Raw genomic sequence first — 19,750 nt, 5'->3', positions numbered from 1 at the left:
AGCACAGCGAACAAGCTGTGCTTTTTGTCGTTCTATATTATGGTGAAGATTTTAGAAGAAGTCCTATAGTTTAACGGGTAAACAAAGTTTGCTGGCAATCGTATAATGAAAGTGCTTACAATTTCTGTTGAATAATGTCTATCCAATCCTGCCCAACGAACTTGTGAAGGGCGGACGCATGACAGAACAGAGGTTACTCTTCACAAACAACTAAGGAGGAGATCGGATGCATTTGAGAAAATGGTGGAGCTTGTGCTTGTCGGCTGTATTGATCTTCAGTTTGTTCCCGAGTGTGGGAACAGGAGGGGCACGTGCTCAAGCGGCTGCTGACGTTAAGACGGGCGATGATGAAGTGCTGTTCGAGGTTAATTTTGAAGATGGTGCGTTGGGACAATGGCGTCCACGGGCGAGTGAAAAGCTTGATATCGTAGCGCAAGGTCACGACAGCACAAGCAGTCTGAGAACCTCTTCCCGTACCGAAACGTTCCATGGACCCTTAATTGAAGTAATGGACCATGTACAGAAGGGCAGCACGGTTCATATTTCGTTTTGGGCCATGTACGATGAAGGACCTGACAGTCAGGTCATTAACGGTTCACTGGAGAAAGAGTACAATAACGACGCTTCAACTCGTGAATATGCTACATTTGCCTCTGCAACCCTGAATAAAGGACAATGGAAAAAAATCGAGGCGGATGTGGTGATTCCAGGGGAAAATAGTGGCATCACCGGATTCCGGATGTATGCAGAGACACCCTGGAAGACGTCAGCGGAAGTGACGCCGGCAGATACAATTACTTTTTACGTGGATGATGTTCTGATTACCGAAGCCGAAAAAATAGAGATAGAGCCGAACATTCCGAATCTAGTGGATGTCGTGGGAAAAAACTATGCCATGGGAGCGGCAATCGACCAGTCTGCACTGGATGCAGAAGATCCGCATTCCCAGTTGTTGACCAAACATTTTAATAGTATTACAGCCGGCAATTTTATGAAAATGGATGCGATGCAACCAAAGGAAGGGCAGTTTGTCTGGTCAGAGGCAGATCGTCTGGTGAACTTTGCCGAAGCAAATGACATGGAGGTAAGAGGTCATACCCTGTTATGGCATAGTCAGGTGCCGGACTGGTTCTTTACCGATCCGAATGATGCCTCCAAACCTGCCACGCGTGAACAGTTGCTTGCACGAATGAAGACTCATATTCAGACCATCGTGACTCGTTACAAAGGAAAGGTTCATACATGGGATGTCGTCAATGAAGTCATCTCGGATGGAGGCGGCTTGCGCAATCAGGCGAGTGGTTCCAAATGGAGAGATATTATAGGGGATGTGGATGGCGACGGAGATGACAGTGATTACATTGAGCTGGCTTTCCGATATGCCCGCGAGGCTGACCCGGATGCTGTATTAGTGATTAATGACTATGGAATGGAGGGAAATGGAAACAAGGTGAATGATATGGTGAAGCTTGTAGAGAAGCTGCTTGCCAAAGGAACACCGATTGATGCGGTTGGATTTCAGATGCATGTGTCCATGTACGGACCGGATGTAAAGCTCATTCGTGAGGCTTTTGAGAAAGTGATCGCTCTTGGTGTGAACGTACAGGTTACAGAGCTGGACGTTTCGATCTATTCAAGTAATTCTGAGCAGGAGATGCCTGTTACGGATGAATTAATGTTGCAGCAAGCTTATCGTTATCGTGAGCTGTTCGATCTGTTTGACGACCTGGGAAAACGTGGTGTCATGGACAGTGTTACGGTCTGGGGACTTGCGGATGATGGTACATGGCTTGATAATCATCCAGTCAAAGGACGTAAAGATGCACCATTGCTGTTTGATCGTAAATTGAAAGCAAAACCGGCCTATTGGGCACTGGTGGATGCTACCACTCTTCCGATCTATCGTAATGAGTGGACCGCACTGAAGGCCAGCCCATCTTTTCCAAATCACAAAGGACAGGAAGATGTTCTATGGGGTGCTGTGAAAGGGCTTGGAATTAATCATCTGGCAGATGGTGTATCCGCAGTTACGGGTGATGCCCGTGTAATGTGGGATGCCAAAAAGGTTAATTTACGAGTGGAAGTGAAGGACACCACACGTCGCAAAGGGGATCAAGTGCAGGTTTTCCTCGCGGAAGAAGTAAAGAGTACAGGCGCTGCCACTTCTGAAGCTGATCTAACTGCCAAGAAGAAAAATCCGCCGTCTGCAAATGGTCAATATACGTTCAAACGGGAAGGCGGTAAAGGCAAGGATAAGAATGCATACAACGTACAGGAGACAAAAACGGGTTATGTTGTATATGCATCCCTGCCGATGTCAGCTGCTTTACTTGCCGAAGGCCAGGTCTTGTCTTTAGATTTTCGGATTACGGATGAATATGCTGCGGGTAAGACAGCTACCATCGTCTGGAATGATAGTTCCAATCAACAGCCTGATAAACCAGCCAACCGGGGGAAATTGAAGCTGGGTTCTGTCTTGAAACAAACGAAGGTCACGTATGGCAAACCTGTAATTGATGCGAAAAAGGATGACATCTGGAAAAAGGCTGCATCTGTTAAAACGGATGTCTGGGTCATCGGAAACTCAGGTGCAACGGCGACTGCACAGCTGTTATGGGATGAAAAATACCTGTACGTATTGGCAGATGTGAAAGATCCTCTGCGAAGCAAATTAAGTTCTAATGCACATGAGCAGGATTCGATCGAGATTTTTATTGACCAAAACAAAGATCAGACAACGTTCTATCAGGAGGATGACGCCCAGTACCGGGTTAACTTTGATAATGAGGCTTCTTTTGGAGGAAATGCACGGAAAGAAAACTTCAAATCAGCTACCCGATTAACAAGCGGAGGGTATACCGTTGAAGTGGCAATCCCACTAGATAGCGTTCGTGCTGAAGGGCAACGATGGATTGGATTCGATCTTCAAGTTAATGATGATGGCGCGGGGGATGGCAAGCGAAGCAGTGTGTCCATCTGGAGTGATTCATCAGGTAATTCTTATCAGGATACTTCCGGTTTTGGCAGTCTGTTACTGACTCGCAAATAGAATATTGAGCTGTGTATCAGAATATGAGAATGTGAGCTATTAAACCTCGTTTTTCTGGAAATAAGTGTTGATTTTAAAGGCTGGGACGTTTAGACTATATACATTCAAATAAACGGGTTCCAATGTATGACAACGGCTTCAACTGAGTCTGTGGTCACGAGTCAAATGATGCGGAGGGAGTGCCTGTCATCCAGACAGCGCACTCGCTTCTTTTTTACATTTTTGCATACATATGAGGCATTTCCCGGTTGAAAGGACAGAGTGAGTGGAGCACCTACATGGTACGTACAACTTAGAACTTGTTATTTTATCCTATATTATTGCATCGTTAGCTTCGTACGCAGCCCTTGACCTTGCAGGCCGTGTAAGTCAGGCTAGCGGGATGGCGCGGAATGTATGGCTTACCTGCGGTGCAGTCTCGATGGGGCTGGGGATCTGGTCCATGCATTTCGTAGGTATGCTGGCTTTTGTTCTGCCTACGCAAGTCTCCTATTCCACCGGTAAGGTCGTTTTATCTGTTCTACTTGCTATTGTCGCATCGGGGGTAGCCTTGAACATTGCGGGAAGACAATCGGGCAGGATTAGCAAGCTCATGATTGCTGGAGTGCTTATGACAGTCGGAATCAGCTCAATGCATTATGTGGGAATGGCAGCGATGTCGACTCCGGTTACATATGAACCTGGCAGAGTGATGTTATCCATTCTGATTGCAGCACTTGCTTCATTTGCGGCACTATGGCTCATGTTTTTCTTCCGATATCATCAATCCAGACATACCTGGGTTTACAAGATGGGCAGCGGTCTTATTATGGGTGTTGGAATCTCTGGCATGCACTATACTGGGATGTCAGCCGCACAGTTCCATCATTCAAATGCCTCGATGGCAAGTTCAGGGATGCAGATTGAACCCGGTATTCTCGCCTACCTGATCGCATCGGGCACATTTATTGCCTTGGGCTTGACGTTATTCGGCATATTTATCAACCAGCGTATGTCCCAGAAGGATCGACGGATTCATGAGAACGAGCAATGGTATCAGGCACTGTATCATAATCATTCGGATGCGATCATTTCAGTAGACAAGGAAGGCATTGTCAAAGGCATTAATGCTGCAGTAACAACAATCACCGGTTATCCTGAAACAAGGGTCATGAATCGTTCCATTGATGAGATTGTTCAGCAGATCGATATAGAATGGATCAGTGAATTCGATTCCATTGATTGGGATGATCATGGGATGGAGCAGATGCATTACATGGCCAAGATGAGAGACGTGCGGGGTGAACTTCTGGACCTTAGTATTGTTGTAGTCCCGGTTGTCATTGATGGTAATCATGTGGGAAGCCACATTCTGATCAAAGACATTACGGAGGAGAAGCAGGCTCAGGAGAATATTCGTCACCAAGCTTTGCATGATCCGTTGACGGGGCTGCCCAATCGGCGCAAGCTGGATGAGGTGCTGGCATGTACAATCCAATCTTCAGAAGAAAAAGGACATTCGTTTGCTGTTATGGTGATGGATATAGACCGATTCAAGATGATAAATGACTCTTTGGGACACTCCGTTGGAGATGTATTTCTAAGAGAAGTCAGCAACCGGATTATGAAAGCCATAGAGGCTTCTGATCCCTTGGCTATGGAGAATGTCATGCTGGCCCGCATGGGCGGTGACGAGTTCACACTCGTTGTGACCCATGATCAAGCGACAGAGGTACGAGTGGCAGAACTTGCTAAACAGATTGTTGAAGCCATTCAGTTACCCTATCGCTTGAAGGAAAATGACTTTTACGTGACCGCCAGCATTGGAATTGCGATGTATCCCCATCATGGAGTGGGCGTCGATGCTTTGCTGAAACATGCGGACTCCGCCATGTATGAAGTGAAGAAGAATGGCAAAAATGGCTTCCAATTTTACACGGCCCAACTGGATTCGGAACTTTATGAACGCATTGAGCTGGAAGGATACCTGCGTAAAGCGTTGGAACGCGATGAGATGGTTCTGTACTATCAACCGCAGATTCGTACCGAGGATAGTCGTATGATTGGTGTCGAGGCTCTTATACGTTGGAACCATCCACTCAAAGGGCTGCTTGCACCCAATGTGTTCATCCCGCTTGCAGAAGAGACAGGTATGATCTATGAGATTGGGAAATGGACGCTGCGCGAAGCGTGCAGGCAGATGAAGCTCTGGCATGCCAGCGGTGGGCCGCTCATTCCGGTATCGGTAAACTTGTCCAGCCAGCAGTTTCATCAATCCAACCTGGTAGAACAGGTCAAGAATGCACTCTTGGAGACAGGACTGGAGGCACGTTATCTGGAGCTGGAGATTACAGAGAGCATGATGATGGATGCAACGGTATCTACAGCAATTCTGAATGAACTTAATGCACTGGGTGTCAAAATCAGCTTGGATGATTTCGGTACGGGATACAGTTCCCTGAGTTATCTGAAGCATTTCCCGATTCACAAGCTTAAGATTGATCGTTCATTCGTGACGGACATTACAGAGAGTCACAGCGATCAGGCGATTGTGGCGACCATTATATCGATGGCACAGAATCTCAAGATGGAAGTGATTGCCGAAGGCATTGAGACGAAAGGCCAACTCGATATTCTGATGCAGAATGACTGCCGGGAGATTCAGGGATATTATTTCAGTCGTCCACTGCCCGCAAGTGAAGTGGAACATGACTTTTTTGTGCCGCTGCGATTGCAGGGGACTGGTTCACCAGCGTTACCTTCCTAATTTTTTGTATGCCAAGCGGCAAGTTCCCATGTATGTCGGGAACTTGCCGCTTTTTGGTATCATATCTTTTAATGATATCGTTCACGAAATAAGCATTTATCATAACCTCACATAAACTTGCGGTGATGCTTCTTACCATCATACGTAAACCAGATCGGTTTATCCTCTACACGTGTCTCTACATGTACCGTACGCCCCCAGAGGCGATACAGATAAGGCAGCGTGCGTTCCATGTATTTTAAATCCAGCTCGATGCCCTCATATTGATGTTTCAGTACGAGTTCACCGGTCCGCAGATAGTCAGCATCTTGCACGACCAGATAAGGTGATCCCCCGTTGACACGTGAAAATACGAGCTGATCCCGAATGTTCTCCCAGGACTTGTCGGTGATTTTCCAGTCCGGTCCTTTTTTCTCAAATACGTAGAGGTCGAGATCCTCGGTCAATTGCTTGGTCATGTAATTGCGGATAAAGGAGGTGTCGGAATCGAATTCACGTACCTCGAACATTTTGGCACGACCTTGCCCTGGTTTGCGGCCCCAACGTTCCTGTTCTTCACGGGTGGGGTTATCCCAACGCCGTTCAATATCCTCGAAAATCTTCAGTCCCAGATAATACGGATTCAGACTTTGTTTGGATGGCTGCACGACAGAGGAGTTGAGCTTCGCGAATTCAATCGTGTCTTCACTGTTGAGATCGAGTTCACGGATAATGCGTTGATGCCAGTAAGATGCCCAGCCTTCATTCATGATTTTGGTTTCCATCTGTGGCCAGAAATATAACATCTCTTCACGCATCATACTCATGATATCCCGCTGCCAGTCGGTCAATACTTCCGAGAATTCCTGAATAAACCACATGACATCCTTCTCCGGTTCGGGCGGAAAGTGATGAACCTGAATACCTTCGGCGGGTGTTTCTTCGGTCTGCACATCATCAAGTGACCACAGATCATCATAGCGACCTTCCGGCCGGGGTGCTTTCTCACCGCGCTGCTCCCGCATTTTCATCTCCATATAGCGTTGTTTGTCCAAATGGCGGGGTTTAATCAGCTGTGGGTCTACATGCTCCTGAATGGCAATGACAGCATCGATAAATGCTTCAACAGCTTCCGTTCCATACTCCATCTCATAATTGCTGATCCGGTCGGCCGTAGCGGCCATGCTTTCGACCATATTACGGTTGGACTTGGAGAAGCGGGCATTGTTTTTGAAAAAATCGCAGTGGGCCAGGACGTGGGCTACGATCAATTTGTTCTGAATCAGGGAATTGCCATCCAGCAGGAAGGCATAACAAGGGTTGGAATTGATGACAAGCTCATAAATTTTGCTGAGTCCAAAATCGTATTGCATTTTCATCTTATGAAAAGTTTTGCCGAAGCTCCAGTGACTGAAACGGGTCGGCATGCCATAAGCTCCAAAGGTATAAATAATATCCGATGGGCAGATTTCGTACCGCATGGGGTAATAATCCAGGCCGAATCCATTGGCAATCTCCATAATCTCGGCAATGGCGTATTCGAGGTCGCGAATCTCATCTGTCATCTAACGCTGCCTCCTTCCCTTTTCTGGAAAAAGCTGCGCAAAGCTTTGTACACTTCGCCTTTTTCTTTGATCACATAATACATGAACTGATCCATCTTGATATGACGGTAAGCTGACATCAGTGTGCTGCTGCGGTTGTACTGATTCACCTCGCCGTACCCAAACATGTTGCTGCGTTTCATTAACTCCCCGATCAGCTTCACACACCGTTCGTTATCCGAGGTTAGATTATCCCCGTCAGAGAAGTGGAAAGGGTAGATGTTGTAGCTTGAAGGTGGATAACGGCTGTCAATAATATCCAACGCCTTCATATATACAGAGGAGCAGATGGTGCCTCCGCTCTCGCCACGGGTAAAGAACTCTTCTTCAGTAACTTCCTTGGCTTCCGTATGATGGGCGAGGAAAACAATCTCGACTTTCTCATACTGACGGCGTAGAAAACGGGTCATCCAGAAGAAAAAGCTACGCGCGCAGTATTTCTCAAACGAACCCATGGACCCGGATGTATCCATCATGGCAATAATAACGGCATTGGATTGCGGAATAATTTTGTCTTCCCATGTCTTGTAGCGGAGGTCATCTGGACTGATATGATGGATGCCCGGGGTACCGGTCGTTGCATTGCGACGCAGATTCTCCAGAATGGTACGTTTCTTGTCAATATTGGACTGCATGCCTTTTTTGCGAATATCGTTGAATACCACCGTATGTGTCTCAATCAAGTCTTTATCTTTCTGCTTCAGATCGGGTAATTCCAGCTCAGCGAAGAGCATATCTTCCAATTCCTCAATACTAACTTCGGCTTCCACAATATCATGACCCGGCTGATCGCCAGCCTTTTCGCCTTTGCCGGGTTTCTGCGAAGCAGAGGGATCACGACCGATGACGTCTCCGACCTGACTGTCACCGTCTCCTTGACCGACATGTTTTTGCTTCTGGTAGTTATACACAAAACGGTACTCATCCAGACTGCGGATTGGTACCTTGATGATTTGTTTTCCATCAGACATGATGATGTTTTCTTCCGTAATCAGATCAGGCAGATTCTGCTTGATGACATCTTTCACCTTTTGCTGATGGCGCTGTTGGTCCTGGTACCCTTTGCGGTGAAGCGACCAATCTTCCTTCGACACGACGAACGAGTAAGGCTGGTGTGAATTTGACATGTAGGCACCCCCCATTGATTACGCGGCACAGTTTGGCCTGTCGGTAATTAAGTATATTCACGGGCGAGGACGATATGTGATGAGAGTGGATATAAAATGATACAATTACACAAGTTCACCTCAGAGGTAAGGTGTGTCGTAAGAACAGAACGGCTCCATTTTTTACATAAACAGTGAACAAGTGTGATATCCTTCCTTTACAATAGGAGAAAGACATCGATCTGGCATCTGATAGAGGTTGTTTAAAAAGTCCACTTTTGATTCTCTGAACACAGACTATAGAGATGCATGAAAAGGAAGGATGTATGTGAATAGAAAGGCGATCAAGGCTTGGATTATGTATGATTGGGCCAACTCGGCATATGCGACAACTGTGCTGGCAGCAGTACTGCCTGTATTCTATGCTTCGGTTGCTGCGGCTACGCTGGATACAGATACGGCCGCATCTTACCTGGCCTATACCCATTCCATTGGCATGTTGTGCGTAGCTCTGCTAACACCGCTGCTTGGCACGCTGGCTGATTTGTCAGGACAGAAGGGCGACTTCTTGCGTATATTTGCAATCATTGGTGTCCTTGCCACATTGGGATTCAGCGCAATCGGAGAAGGGGACTGGTTACTTGCTTCCGCATTACTGGTCATATCTACGATTGGTTTTGCAGGTGGTAATACATTTTACGATGCCATGCTACCGGATCTGGTACCTGTGGAACGAAGAGACATGATATCTTCCAAAGGTTATGCCTATGGTTACATTGGAGGAGGTTTGCTATTTGCAGTGAACATGCTGATGATTCAGCAACCGGGCTGGTTCGGGATGAGCAGTACATTGGCAGGCACAAGGCTAGCTTTTATCTCCGTGTCGCTGTGGTGGTTTTTGTTCTCAATACCGATCTTTCGCCATGCTCCGAGACGGCCAGCATCACCAGATCTGCCCGGCACGTGGAAAGGGTATGCTGCGGTGGGTGTTCGCAGACTACGGCAAACTTTTCGTCAGATGAGGCGTTTTCCCCAGTTAATCCGCATGCTGGTGGCTTTCTGGTTTTTTAATGACGGCATTAATACCATCATTCTGATGGCTACGATCTACGGGACAAGTATAGGCATAGGTACAGCCGACTTGATGCTGGCGCTACTGTTAACCCAGTTTATCGGTTTCCCTTGCACCTTGTTACTGGGAGCCTGGGCACAGCGCTGGGGAGCGAAGCGGGTATTGATCTTCAGTTTATCTGTATACATATGTATCGTAATTCTCGGTTATTTCATGACACAAGCGATTCACTTCTATATGCTCGCTGGATTGGTTGGTGTCGTGCAGGGTGTAAGTCAATCCACAGCTCGTTCCATGTTCAGCAATCTGATGCCAGCTGGCAGAACAGGTGAGTATTTTGGATTCGTGAATATTACAGGCAAATTCTCTTCGATCTTCGGTCCCTTTGTGTTTGGTTATGTTGGGCAAATAACAGGTTCTACACGTTGGGGAATTCTGTCCCTCATTTTCTTTTTCGTCGCCGGAATTGCAGTATTGTTAACTGTAAACGTACAGAAGGGAATGCAGGATGCTACTTTTGCAGATGAGGAAGAAGGGCGTAAGGGGAGTGTCGGAACTCTGCTGGGCAAAGTTCAAATGTAGGGTCTACTGGTTAGTTTTTTGATAGGTGTCATATCCAACTTCTCGTTGGAATACTCATGGCTTCAGGCGTTGTTCTTCGCAGAACATGTCTGAAGCTTATTCGCATTTATGCAACTTTATTAAGATTGATAGGATGAAGTGATTAAACGACAGACAGCAGAATACAGTGAAAGAGTAACAATTTATGAAAAGGTGAAAATAAAAGATTGACATGATACATTTTGTATCATAGAGTAAAACTATGAATACATACTGTATCTGAGAGTTGTCGAATACAACCATGTGTTTTGCTTCATTGCCGTGTAAGATTCCGCCGGAATATTGCAAAATACTGACCAATAGCGTGCATGTTACTCGTTTTGCCAAACACAAAGGTAGAGTCTGGTCTATCCCGGCTACATATTTATACTAATGAACAGAGGAGAGGCTGCCATTGATCGATGCTCAAGGTAACGGACTTGTTTTCTTACTATGTGTTCCCCGCAGTGGTAGTTCCTTATCCACCGTCATGCTGCAAAATCACAGTCGTATATTTGCCACCCAGGAAATGTGGTTTCTGATGAATCTTGTCGATTTGCCCAAAGGTGATTCACGCGCTTATGGTGGTAGCTCCATCGTTCGTCAGTTCTACAATGCTATGGTACCCGAGGATGTCTTCGAAAAGGCGTGCCGAAGTTTTGCTCTCGAGATCTACAATGGATTCCTGGAGGGTAGCGGAGCAGACTTCATCGTAGATAAATCTCCACGGTACTATTACATGCTTGAATGGCTGGATCGTCTGTTCCCTCAGTCCAAGCGCATTCATCTCCAACGTAATCCTCTGGCCATAGCTGCATCATTCAAAAAGGTAAACCGCCATACAGGAGAAGGGTTCGACCTAATTCATAGTCTGCATAGCCCCAAATTAAATATGAAATCTGCGGATCTCACACTTGGGATGCTCCGCTTGAATGATTATTTTGCCGAACCACACTCCAATGCGTATGAGTTGCAATATGAACAATTAGTTTCTAATCCTCAGGAAGAACTTGAGAAACTATGCGCATTTCTGGGAATTCGATATGAACAGGGTATGGAGCAATATGGACAGTTTCTGGACAGTCCGAAGTCTGACATGTTTTACAGTATGGGCGTGGGTGATCCTTTTCTTTCTTCGCATCAAGAGGCACATCAGGGTTCTGTTAACAACTGGAAAAACATATTGGAGCCGGGTGAAGTTGAATTGTATTGCCGTGTGATGGGGGCAGATCTGTTCCACCGGATGGGATACAGTGAACAGCTCGCAGAAGCCGAACAATGGACGGGAGTCCATTATGATGCAAGTCCTGATCAAGAGGTTATCGACCGGATCACGCATCAGTTGACAGCAGCGACCGGTTGCCAGTGGCAACCGCAATACCGAATGCAGCCAGCAGATTCTGTCGTTCATGCTCCGCTTTGGACTCCTGATGACCAAGTTGTCGAAGAACCTGAAAAGACAGACCCTACACTGGCTGCACTGGTCACGATCAGACAACTGCAAGCTGCATTACGGGCGGCAGATCATCGTCTGGAACGGGGATACAGTGAGCGGGAACGCCTGAAAGTTCAGTTGGCTTCTGCTCAAAGCAAAATACAGCGTATCAAATCATGGGTACCATTTGGTCATCAGATCAGCGCCTGGGCTTCACAGCGCAAGATTCTACGGGGAGGAAAGTCATGAGCGCCATAGCGGGAATTGTTCATAACGATGGTCAACAGGCGCTATGGGAAGACAGCTGGCGCTTGTATGCAAGCCTGGGGCATGTGCCTGCGGACACAACAGGAGTGTGGAAAGGCAACGAGGCTTTTCTTAGCTGTCATGCCCAATGGATTACACCGGAATCGGTTAGCGAGAAATTGCCTTTATATGATGAGGAAAGTGGCCTGACGATCACGGCAGATGCCATTCTGGATAATCGGGAACAACTGGCAGATCAATTACAGATATCCAGAGCTGAACTGGCTATGTTGGCGGATAGTGAACTGATCTTGCGTGCCTATCAGCGCTGGGGAGACGATGTAGCTGTCCGATTGCTGGGGGATTTTGTATTCGCCATATGGGATGAGCGGAATCGCAAACTGTATGCAGCGAGAGACATTACAGGCATGAGAGCTTTCTATTACCGACACGATGGTTCACGATTTGCTTTCTGCACACTCATGAATCCGTTGCTCGGGCTTGAAGGGGTACATAAAGAACTTGATGAGACCTGGCTATCTGAGTTTCTTGCCATTCCCGACATGCATGATTCAGCAGATATCAATTCGACCGTATATCGTGGGGTAAGCCAGCTGCCTTCTGCACATACACTTGTCTTCCGTGACGGCAGGCTGGAGCTGAAGCAATATCATCGTTGGGATGAAGTGGAACCTCTACGGCTCAAATCCGACGGTGAATATGTAGAAGCGTTCCGAGAGGTATTCGCTCAGGCAGTCGGATCACGATTGCGAACGCACAGGCAGGTGGCTGCCGCATTAAGTGGAGGACTGGACTCGGGGGCCGTGGTAGGTTTTGCTTCCGGAACACTGAGAAGTCAGGGCAAACGCCTGCATGCCTATAGTTATGTTCCCGTACCGGATTTCACTGATTATACGTCAAAAACGTTGCTAGCCGATGAGAGGCCCTTCATACGTTCCACGATTAATCACGTCGGCAATATTACGGAGAACTACCTTGATTTTGAAGGCAGAAGCCCACTTAGTGAAATAGATACGTGGCTCGACATTATGGAAATGCCCTATAAATACTTTGAAAATTCATTCTGGATTCGCGGATTCTATGAAAAAGCAAGCCAGCAAGATGCAGGTATTCTGCTCACAGGCGCACGTGGTAATTTCACCATCTCCTGGGGGCCGGCTCTGGATTATTACGCCAGTCTGCTGAAAAGTGGCCGCTGGTACCGCTGGTTCCGTGAGATGCAGCAGTATAGTGAACGGACCGGCATGCCCTTCTCCCGTATAGCCAAGATTACGGGGCGAAAGGCATATCCGGAATGGTTCAAGGCTCAGTCCAAGGGAGCAAGCAAGGCCGCATCTGTACAATTGATCCATCCTGATTTTGCGCAAAGAACGGGTGTGCTGGAACGACTCAAATCCATTATTGTTCGTCAAGGCGGTGCGCAGGCAGATGCACTCAAGGTTCGTGCCGAGAAATTCAATAACCTGGCCATTGCGAATAAAAATGGTGCCGTAGCCACAAAATGTTCTCTCCGTTATCGGGCTTGGGAACGTGACCCGACCAGTGACATCAGGGTTATTCGATTCTGTCTGTCTGTACCGATTGAACAATATGTGAAGCACGGAACGGATCGTTCATTGATTCGCCGGGCGACTTCACCCGAGTTGCCCGACAAGGTCAGACTGAATCAGCGTGTACGGGGGGTACAACCGGCGGATTGGCTACATCGCATCATTCCAAATTGGGAGTCGTTTACGGCCGAGTTGCGTGAGTTGTGTTCTGACAGCAAGGTCGCTGGCATATTAAACACGGAGCGCATCCAATCTGCCCTGGCCAATTTTCCGAGTCCGAGACCGGAGCTCGCTTCACATCCGGATCTGCGATTGATGATGCATAGTCTGATCGTGTACCGCTTTATTCGCAAATTTTGACCATGTGCACATGAAGGGAGGTGAAAACAATGCAAAACGAAAAGAAAGAATGGCAAGCTCCAGCTCTTGAAGTGTTGGAAGTCAATCAAACGATGGCCGGTACTGGCTACAGACAAATTGACTGGGTAACTGATCACGATGCGGATCTGTACGATCCAACTTCCTAAGTTGTTAAGTTATTAAGTTTTAACCAGCGTCATCATACTTAAAGGGCGGAAATGGAACCAATCCAGATTTCGCCTCCGCCCTTATATTGAGCAACATGAATATAAGGGCTTTTTTTACATTTAATCACGAAGGAGGTGTCGTTCATTGTTGCTTGTGCATTATGTAGCGTATGGTCTGCGCTGGTCGAGCCAAATTCGAATGCCTGAACTTCAGATTGCACCCAAGCATGCCGAGACGGATTGGGATGTAGCGGATGTACACATCGAGTCTTCAGATTTGACCCCATTGTGGGAGGACTGGGATGTAGGTAACGACAACTTTGTGGCACGAGAGGGCAGCCTTTTTTTCAAAATCGAAGATACAGGTCTGTTTCTAATAGAGCAAGGAAAGCGCATTGTCGTGTCCCCTATATCGGGTGCAGATGAGAAAAAGGTCAGATTATTCATTCTGGGTACGTGTATGGCAGTCATAATGATGCAGCGTGGCATTCTTCCATTGCATGGCAGTGCAGTGGTTATTGATGGTTGGGCTTACGCATTTGTCGGACATTCGGGAGCAGGTAAATCAACACTTTCGGCCGCACTGGCATCACGCGGATATCCGCTTCTCACCGATGATGTCGTTGCACTCACCTGGGGTGCCGGGGGAAGAGCCATCGTATCGCCTGGTTATCCACAACAAAAATTGTGGCAGCCCAGTCTGGATGGTTTCGGCATGAAGGAACAGGATTATGCAACGGTTCACGCAGAGATTACGAAGTATGCGATACCTGTTCAACACTATTTTCATGAGATGGCCGTACCACTAGGCGGAATCTTCGAACTTGCTCCACAACCGGAGGCAAACTATTCGTCCGTTCAACTGGTTGAAGTGAAGGGGCTGGAACGATTGCATCTCTTATGCTCGCATACGTTCCGTGGTGGACTCGTTGCAAGACAGGGATTGGCACAGTGGCTGTTCGAGACGGCTTCAAGACTTTCAGCAAGTGTAGAGATTGGCAGATTGGTCAGAACGGGTGCTGAGTTTACAGCATTTGAGATGGTAGATCGGATTACAGATCATATACGTAAAGGAGTGCACACAGGATAATGACAGCGACTACGCCGATGAATGTGGAAGACCGGGTAACCCGGAAGGAAGGCAATCTGGTGAGTGACATGGGCAGTGAGAAAGTCATGATGAGCATTAGCTCTGGAAAATACTATAATCTCGGGAGTACCGGAGGACGAATCTGGGATCTGATCGCAGAAGAACGCACGCTGGGTGAAGTTGTAGACGTACTCGCCGCGGAGTATGAGATTGAGCCGGATGTATGTCGTGAGCAGGTAGTGCAGTTCCTGGAACATTTGTCCCGTGAAGGTCTGATCGACGTTACTCGCGGAGTGTAGCATGATGTTGCGAAAAATAAAGGCTTATCTCTCGCTCCCGCGGGCGATGCGTCGACTGATATGGGAGGCCTATCTCTTCCTTGGCTGGGCGCGCATACAGAAGGCTATGCCATTCGCCAAAATCGCCCCAGGTCTGGGTACACCCATGGTTGAAACGCCGATGACAGGAATTGATCGCAGCGAGGTCATCGCTATCCGGAATATTTCCAAAGCGATTTCGCTTGCTAGTAAATATACGTTATGGGAAAGCCGCTGCCTTGTAATGGCGATTGCCGGGATGAAGATGCTTGAGCGTCGCAAGATAGAGAGTACGTTATACATGGGGACTGCGCGGAATAAGCAAGGACATATGATGGCTCATGCCTGGCTGCGAAGTGGTAAATTGATCGTGACCGGAGCTGATACTATGGACCAATATACGGTTGTCGGCGTGTTTGGCAAACGGTGTCCGGAGAAGGGATCTGGGGAGATTGTCTATGATACATGAAAGTGAACTCTATTCATCAGGATTTCCGAAGGAACTTAAGCTGATTTTGAGCATCATTAGAGGTGATCTGACGGCTCTATCCCCTGAAGAACGCAAGGCCGGTTTACAAGGAACGGATTGGCAGCTCTTTCTGCGGCTGGTCTATCATCACCGCTTATACTCTGTCCTTTATTTGAAAATGAAAGAATTGAACTCGGTGATCATTCCAGCAGATGTTATGGAGAGCTTGAGACAACAATACACGGCCAATACGTTTCGCATGTTACATCTGACAGCTGAAATGGAACAGGTGTGTGGAGCTTTCCGTGAACACGGCATCCGTAATATTACGCTGAAGGGGCCTGCGCTGGCCCATGATCTATATGGTGATGTATCCATGCGAACCTCCAAAGACCTGGATATTCTGATTCCGTTCGATGATGTGGAAGCGGCTGAAGGCATTCTGGCTACCCTTGGTTACGTATCCAAGGAAGGGGAGCGGGCACCTACGGTTCGCAGCTGGAAATGGCGGGAACATCATATCTGTTACATCCATCCGGTCAAAAGGACTCAAGTGGAGATTCATTGGCGTTTGAACCCGGATTCGGGCAAAGAAACCGATTTTGAATTGTTGTGGAAACGGAGCCGGTTCAGTTCATACACACAGACACCTGTTCGTATGCTTGAACAAGAAGATCTCTGGGCTTATTTGGTAACCCATGGAGCACGTCATGGCTGGTTCAGACTGCGTTGGTTGCTGGATATCGATCAGATGATTCGAAGCATGCCACTCGATGTGAAAAAAGTAGAACGGCGTCTGAAAGCGGAGGGACGTTTGTCCATTGGCTCACAGGCTCTTCACTTGGCATCAGATCTGCTGAACACGCCACTGGATACAGAGTACAGGTCCTTGATGTCCTTGAGTGATCGTACAGGCAAACGATTAGCGAGTAAAGGCGCAGAGTTCATGAATGATATGCTGGAAAGTCCGGCTGATATGAAATCGTATCCGTCGTATCTGTTTAAACTCCGAAGTACGAAACAGAAGTGGTTTTTCTTTATTGAGCGGTTATATCCAAGTACATGGGATGTGGATCAACTGCCGCTTCCGCGTTCTTTGTTTTTTCTGTACTTTCCGTTACGTCCGTTTCTCTGGTTCTGGCGGCGAATTAAAAGGTATACGGTCACGGAGAGGGGTAAAGTATGATCTCGGAATTAAAGTATTTTATGCGAAAGCTGCATCATGTCACGGGGCCCATTTTATATTGGAATCTGCTAGGGATGATCTGTATCAGTCTCATGGAAGGGATCGGGATCTACATGCTTGTTCCGATGTTGAGTCTGATCGGCATATTTGAGATGGGCTCCGCTGGGTTGAACATTCCCTGGATTGGACAAATGTTGAATCGTTTTTCTGAGAATGGCCAATTGTTACTCGTATTGTTCACCTTTGTATTGATTGTCTCCGGACAGGCCTGGATGCAGCGTCTTCAGACGATCCGTAATACTCGAATCCAGCAGCAATTTGTACGAACGCTGCGCATGGAAACCTATGGTGCCATTATTATGGCGCAGTGGTCATTTTTTCTCCAAAAACGAAAATCCGATTTTAACCATATATTAACGACTGAGCTTGCACGTGTCAGCCAAGGCACAGGCATTGTACTGCAAATGACAGCCTCCCTGATCTTTACGGGCATACAGATTGGTCTGGCTTTCTGGTTGTCTGCGAAATTGACAGCACTTGTGTTGGTCTGTGGATTGCTGCTCTTTATGGTCTTGAGAAAATTTGTCAAGCGAGCCAAACAGATCGGGGATCAGACTTCTGAATTCTCGCAAAGTTATTATAATGGCATAACCGAGCATTTTAACGGAATTAAGGATATTAAGAGCAATATGCTTGAGCGATCACACATGAATTGGTTCGAGCGTATGTGCAGACAGATTGAACGCAATGTCATTCAATTTAGCCAATTGAACAGTGGAACACAGCTGATTCATCGGATGTCTGCGGCGATCATTATTGCGGCATTCATTTATCTTTCTCTTCGTGTAATGACGGTGCCACCTGCAAGTCTGCTGCTCATCATCCTTATTTTTTCCCGCTTATGGCCTAGATTTACAGCGATTCAGTCCAATCTGGAGTACATCAGCTCCATGCTGCCTGCGTTCCGTGTGGTAAGAGAAATGCAAGCTCAGACGGCGAAAAGTCGTGAGATTAGTGAAGAAGTGGCTTCAGCGGGAGAGACGGGGTCTCATGTGATTCAACCCATGGTATTTCAAGAATCGATCACATGTGAGGATGTCTGTTATCGTTATGAGGGAAGTGATACGTACTCTTTGAGGAATGTGCAGGCTTCGATTCCCGCAAGTGGCATGACCGCGATTGTGGGTAAATCTGGAGCAGGCAAGAGCACACTAATCGATCTGATTATGGGTCTTGTAAGGCCAGAGAGCGGTCGTATTCTGATTGACGGTGTTCCTCTGTCAGAAGAGCGTTTATTGAGCTGGAGAAGTTCTATCGGATATGTCTCCCAGGACCCCTTCCTGTTTCATACCAGTATTCGTGAGAATCTGCGTCTGGTTGATCCCAATGCAAGTGAAGAACAGATGTGGCAGGCTTTGCAGTTTTCCTCCTCTGCGGCTTTTGTACGGAAGCTGCCTCAGGGTCTGGATACGATTATTGGTGATCGGGGTATTCGTCTATCCGGTGGCGAACGTCAGCGATTGGTGCTTGCCCGGGCCATGCTGAGGAATCCTTCGGTATTGGTACTGGATGAAGCAACAAGTGCGCTCGATAGTGAGAATGAACAGTATATTCATGAGGCACTGGAACGACTGAAAGGACATGTGACCATTATCGTGATTGCACACCGATTGTCTACGATTCGGACAGCGGATCGTGTCATTGTGCTCGATGAAGGTCGGGTGATTCAAGAGGGCGGGTACCAGCAGTTATCTACTGATCCGGTAGGGACGTTCAGTAAACTTCTGAATATGCAAGCGGGTGTTGTAGGACAGTAAGTAAGTTTTTCTGTATATTCGTTTATCGAAGGATAACCAGCAATCATTATGTTAAAAGGCGCGCCACTGCGGGCGCGCCTTTCATGTAAGTGGGCTAGTATAATGAAGGATTAATGAACTAGTGCTGTATTGGAAGGGATCGGAAGCTGAAGAGCGCCGATCTGCTTCAAATGTTGTACAATCTCTTGCACGGCTTCCTCAATGGACGATTGCTCTGTATCGATGATGAATGAAGGAGATTTTGGTACATCATAGGGGGCCGAAATGCCTGTGAAATGCGGGATATCACCGTTGCGTGCTTTTTTGTATAGACCCTTGGGATCACGCCGCTCGCATTCTTGAATTGAACAGCGCACATAGATTTCAATAAAATCATCGGGTTCAAATAACTGTCTGACCATCTCCCGATCCTGTGCATCTGGAGAGATAAAGGCTGAAAGGACAAACAACCCGGCATCTACCATTAACTTGGACACTTCGCCAATACGCCGCAAATTTTCTTGACGATCCCCTGTTGTAAAACCGAGATCACGGTTCAGTCCATGACGAACATTATCCCCGTCCAGAACATAACAGCGTACGCCTTGGTCATAGAGATATTGCTCCAGGGCAAATGCAAGGGATGACTTTCCTGCACCTGATAACCCGGTAAACCAGATGGCACGACTACGGTGCCCATGTTGTTTCTCCCGGTCTTGTCTGTTGATGTTGGATGATTGCCAGGTTATATTGCGCTCTTCCTTCGACATGTGTATCCCGCCTTTTCCCTACCATGATATGTATAATATTTTAACATATTTACAAGATTATAGCACCTTACAGATTTCTTCAAAATAAGCGTGAATCGACAAAATATCGGGTATAGATGTAGTACATACATAAGCAATATGCATATATCCAAGGAGTATTTTGCATGAAATGATGTAGAATGCTCAC

Annotated in this window: 14 protein-coding genes; 11 read left to right on the top strand and 3 right to left on the bottom strand. The window is 47.1% G+C overall.

The window, feature by feature from the left end; translation table 11 throughout:
* Window positions 1-226: 226 nt before the first annotated feature.
* On the top strand, window positions 227-3,049 hold the full coding sequence (locus tag ACX9NY_RS14410) for an endo-1,4-beta-xylanase (protein ID WP_472479040.1): 2,823 nt from the start codon (window positions 227-229) through the stop codon (window positions 3,047-3,049).
* Window positions 3,050-3,314: 265 nt separating this feature from the next.
* Window positions 3,315-5,795: an EAL domain-containing protein gene (locus tag ACX9NY_RS14405; protein ID WP_472479038.1), complete on the top strand. Its 2,481-nt coding sequence runs from the start codon at window positions 3,315-3,317 to the stop codon at window positions 5,793-5,795.
* Between the two features lie 107 nt (window positions 5,796-5,902).
* On the opposite strand, the gene ACX9NY_RS14400 is transcribed toward ACX9NY_RS14405, so the two are convergent.
* Window positions 5,903-7,339: a SpoVR family protein gene (locus ACX9NY_RS14400; protein ID WP_339303226.1), complete on the bottom strand. Its 1,437-nt coding sequence runs from the start codon at window positions 7,337-7,339 to the stop codon at window positions 5,903-5,905.
* Window positions 7,336-8,505, bottom strand: coding sequence for a sporulation protein YhbH (yhbH, locus tag ACX9NY_RS14395; RefSeq protein WP_036609998.1), 1,170 nt, complete (start codon window positions 8,503-8,505; stop codon window positions 7,336-7,338). Before yhbH ends, ACX9NY_RS14400 begins: the two co-directional genes overlap by 4 nt.
* Window positions 8,506-8,812: 307 nt before the next feature.
* Here yhbH and ACX9NY_RS14390 point away from each other — a divergent pair, with 307 nt between their 5' ends.
* The 9 genes from ACX9NY_RS14390 to ACX9NY_RS14350 all read left to right on the top strand — a co-directional run bounded on the left by ACX9NY_RS14390 (window position 8,813) and on the right by ACX9NY_RS14350 (window position 18,814).
* A complete protein-coding gene (locus ACX9NY_RS14390; protein WP_472479036.1) occupies window positions 8,813-10,138 on the top strand; it encodes an MFS transporter in 1,326 nt (441 codons plus the stop codon).
* Window positions 10,139-10,571: 433 nt separating this feature from the next.
* On the top strand, window positions 10,572-11,840 hold the full coding sequence (locus ACX9NY_RS14385; RefSeq protein WP_472479034.1) for a sulfotransferase family protein: 1,269 nt from the start codon (window positions 10,572-10,574) through the stop codon (window positions 11,838-11,840).
* The gene (locus ACX9NY_RS14380; protein WP_342572424.1) at window positions 11,837-13,768 is read left to right on the top strand and encodes an asparagine synthase-related protein; all 1,932 of its coding nucleotides are present in this window, start codon (window positions 11,837-11,839) and stop codon (window positions 13,766-13,768) included. The genes ACX9NY_RS14385 and ACX9NY_RS14380 overlap by 4 nt, the downstream gene beginning before the upstream one ends.
* Window positions 13,769-13,797: 29 nt before the next feature.
* Window positions 13,798-13,935, top strand: a complete 138-nt coding sequence (locus ACX9NY_RS14375; protein ID WP_339240916.1) for a paeninodin family lasso peptide — start codon at window positions 13,798-13,800, stop codon at window positions 13,933-13,935.
* Between the two features lie 145 nt (window positions 13,936-14,080).
* On the top strand, window positions 14,081-15,025 hold the full coding sequence (locus ACX9NY_RS14370; protein WP_339240918.1) for an aldolase: 945 nt from the start codon (window positions 14,081-14,083) through the stop codon (window positions 15,023-15,025).
* Window positions 15,025-15,324 (top strand): lasso peptide biosynthesis PqqD family chaperone, encoded by a 300-nt coding sequence (locus tag ACX9NY_RS14365; RefSeq protein ID WP_339260080.1) that lies wholly within the window; start codon window positions 15,025-15,027, stop codon window positions 15,322-15,324. Before ACX9NY_RS14370 ends, ACX9NY_RS14365 begins: the two co-directional genes overlap by 1 nt.
* A gap of 4 nt (window positions 15,325-15,328) precedes the next feature.
* Entirely contained in the window at window positions 15,329-15,811 is a 483-nt protein-coding gene (locus ACX9NY_RS14360) for a lasso peptide biosynthesis B2 protein (protein ID WP_339261358.1), read from the top strand.
* Window positions 15,801-16,997 carry a nucleotidyltransferase domain-containing protein gene (locus ACX9NY_RS14355; RefSeq protein ID WP_472479031.1) on the top strand — a complete coding sequence of 399 codons (1,197 nt, stop codon included), beginning with the start codon at window positions 15,801-15,803 and terminating at the stop codon, window positions 16,995-16,997. Before ACX9NY_RS14360 ends, ACX9NY_RS14355 begins: the two co-directional genes overlap by 11 nt.
* Window positions 16,997-18,814 carry an ABC transporter ATP-binding protein gene (locus tag ACX9NY_RS14350; RefSeq protein WP_472479300.1) on the top strand — a complete coding sequence of 606 codons (1,818 nt, stop codon included), beginning with the start codon at window positions 16,997-16,999 and terminating at the stop codon, window positions 18,812-18,814. Before ACX9NY_RS14355 ends, ACX9NY_RS14350 begins: the two co-directional genes overlap by 1 nt.
* A gap of 110 nt (window positions 18,815-18,924) precedes the next feature.
* On the opposite strand, the gene cysC is transcribed toward ACX9NY_RS14350, so the two are convergent.
* On the bottom strand, window positions 18,925-19,563 hold the full coding sequence (gene cysC, locus ACX9NY_RS14345) for an adenylyl-sulfate kinase (RefSeq protein WP_339303221.1): 639 nt from the start codon (window positions 19,561-19,563) through the stop codon (window positions 18,925-18,927).
* Between the last annotated feature and the right edge of the window lie 187 nt (window positions 19,564-19,750).

Source organism: Paenibacillus sp. CB74, from assembly GCF_055687625.1.
Note: the sequence above shows the minus strand (reverse complement) of the source record. Positions and strands in the feature narration are given on the sequence as shown.

What these genes read in the sequence shown, in the direction of transcription:
- ACX9NY_RS14355 (WP_472479031.1), top strand. Translation starts at nt 15,801, where the DNA reads ATGATACATGAAAGTGAACTCTATTCATCAGGATTTCCGAAGGAACTT.
- cysC (WP_339303221.1), bottom strand. Translation starts at nt 19,563, where the DNA reads ATGTCGAAGGAAGAGCGCAATATAACCTGGCAATCATCCAACATCAAC.
- ACX9NY_RS14410 (WP_472479040.1), top strand. Translation starts at nt 227, where the DNA reads ATGCATTTGAGAAAATGGTGGAGCTTGTGCTTGTCGGCTGTATTGATC.
- ACX9NY_RS14400 (WP_339303226.1), bottom strand. Translation starts at nt 7,339, where the DNA reads ATGACAGATGAGATTCGCGACCTCGAATACGCCATTGCCGAGATTATG.
- ACX9NY_RS14380 (WP_342572424.1), top strand. Translation starts at nt 11,837, where the DNA reads ATGAGCGCCATAGCGGGAATTGTTCATAACGATGGTCAACAGGCGCTA.
- ACX9NY_RS14360 (WP_339261358.1), top strand. Translation starts at nt 15,329, where the DNA reads ATGTTGCGAAAAATAAAGGCTTATCTCTCGCTCCCGCGGGCGATGCGT.
- ACX9NY_RS14375 (WP_339240916.1), top strand. Translation starts at nt 13,798, where the DNA reads ATGCAAAACGAAAAGAAAGAATGGCAAGCTCCAGCTCTTGAAGTGTTG.
- ACX9NY_RS14365 (WP_339260080.1), top strand. Translation starts at nt 15,025, where the DNA reads ATGACAGCGACTACGCCGATGAATGTGGAAGACCGGGTAACCCGGAAG.
- yhbH (WP_036609998.1), bottom strand. Translation starts at nt 8,505, where the DNA reads ATGTCAAATTCACACCAGCCTTACTCGTTCGTCGTGTCGAAGGAAGAT.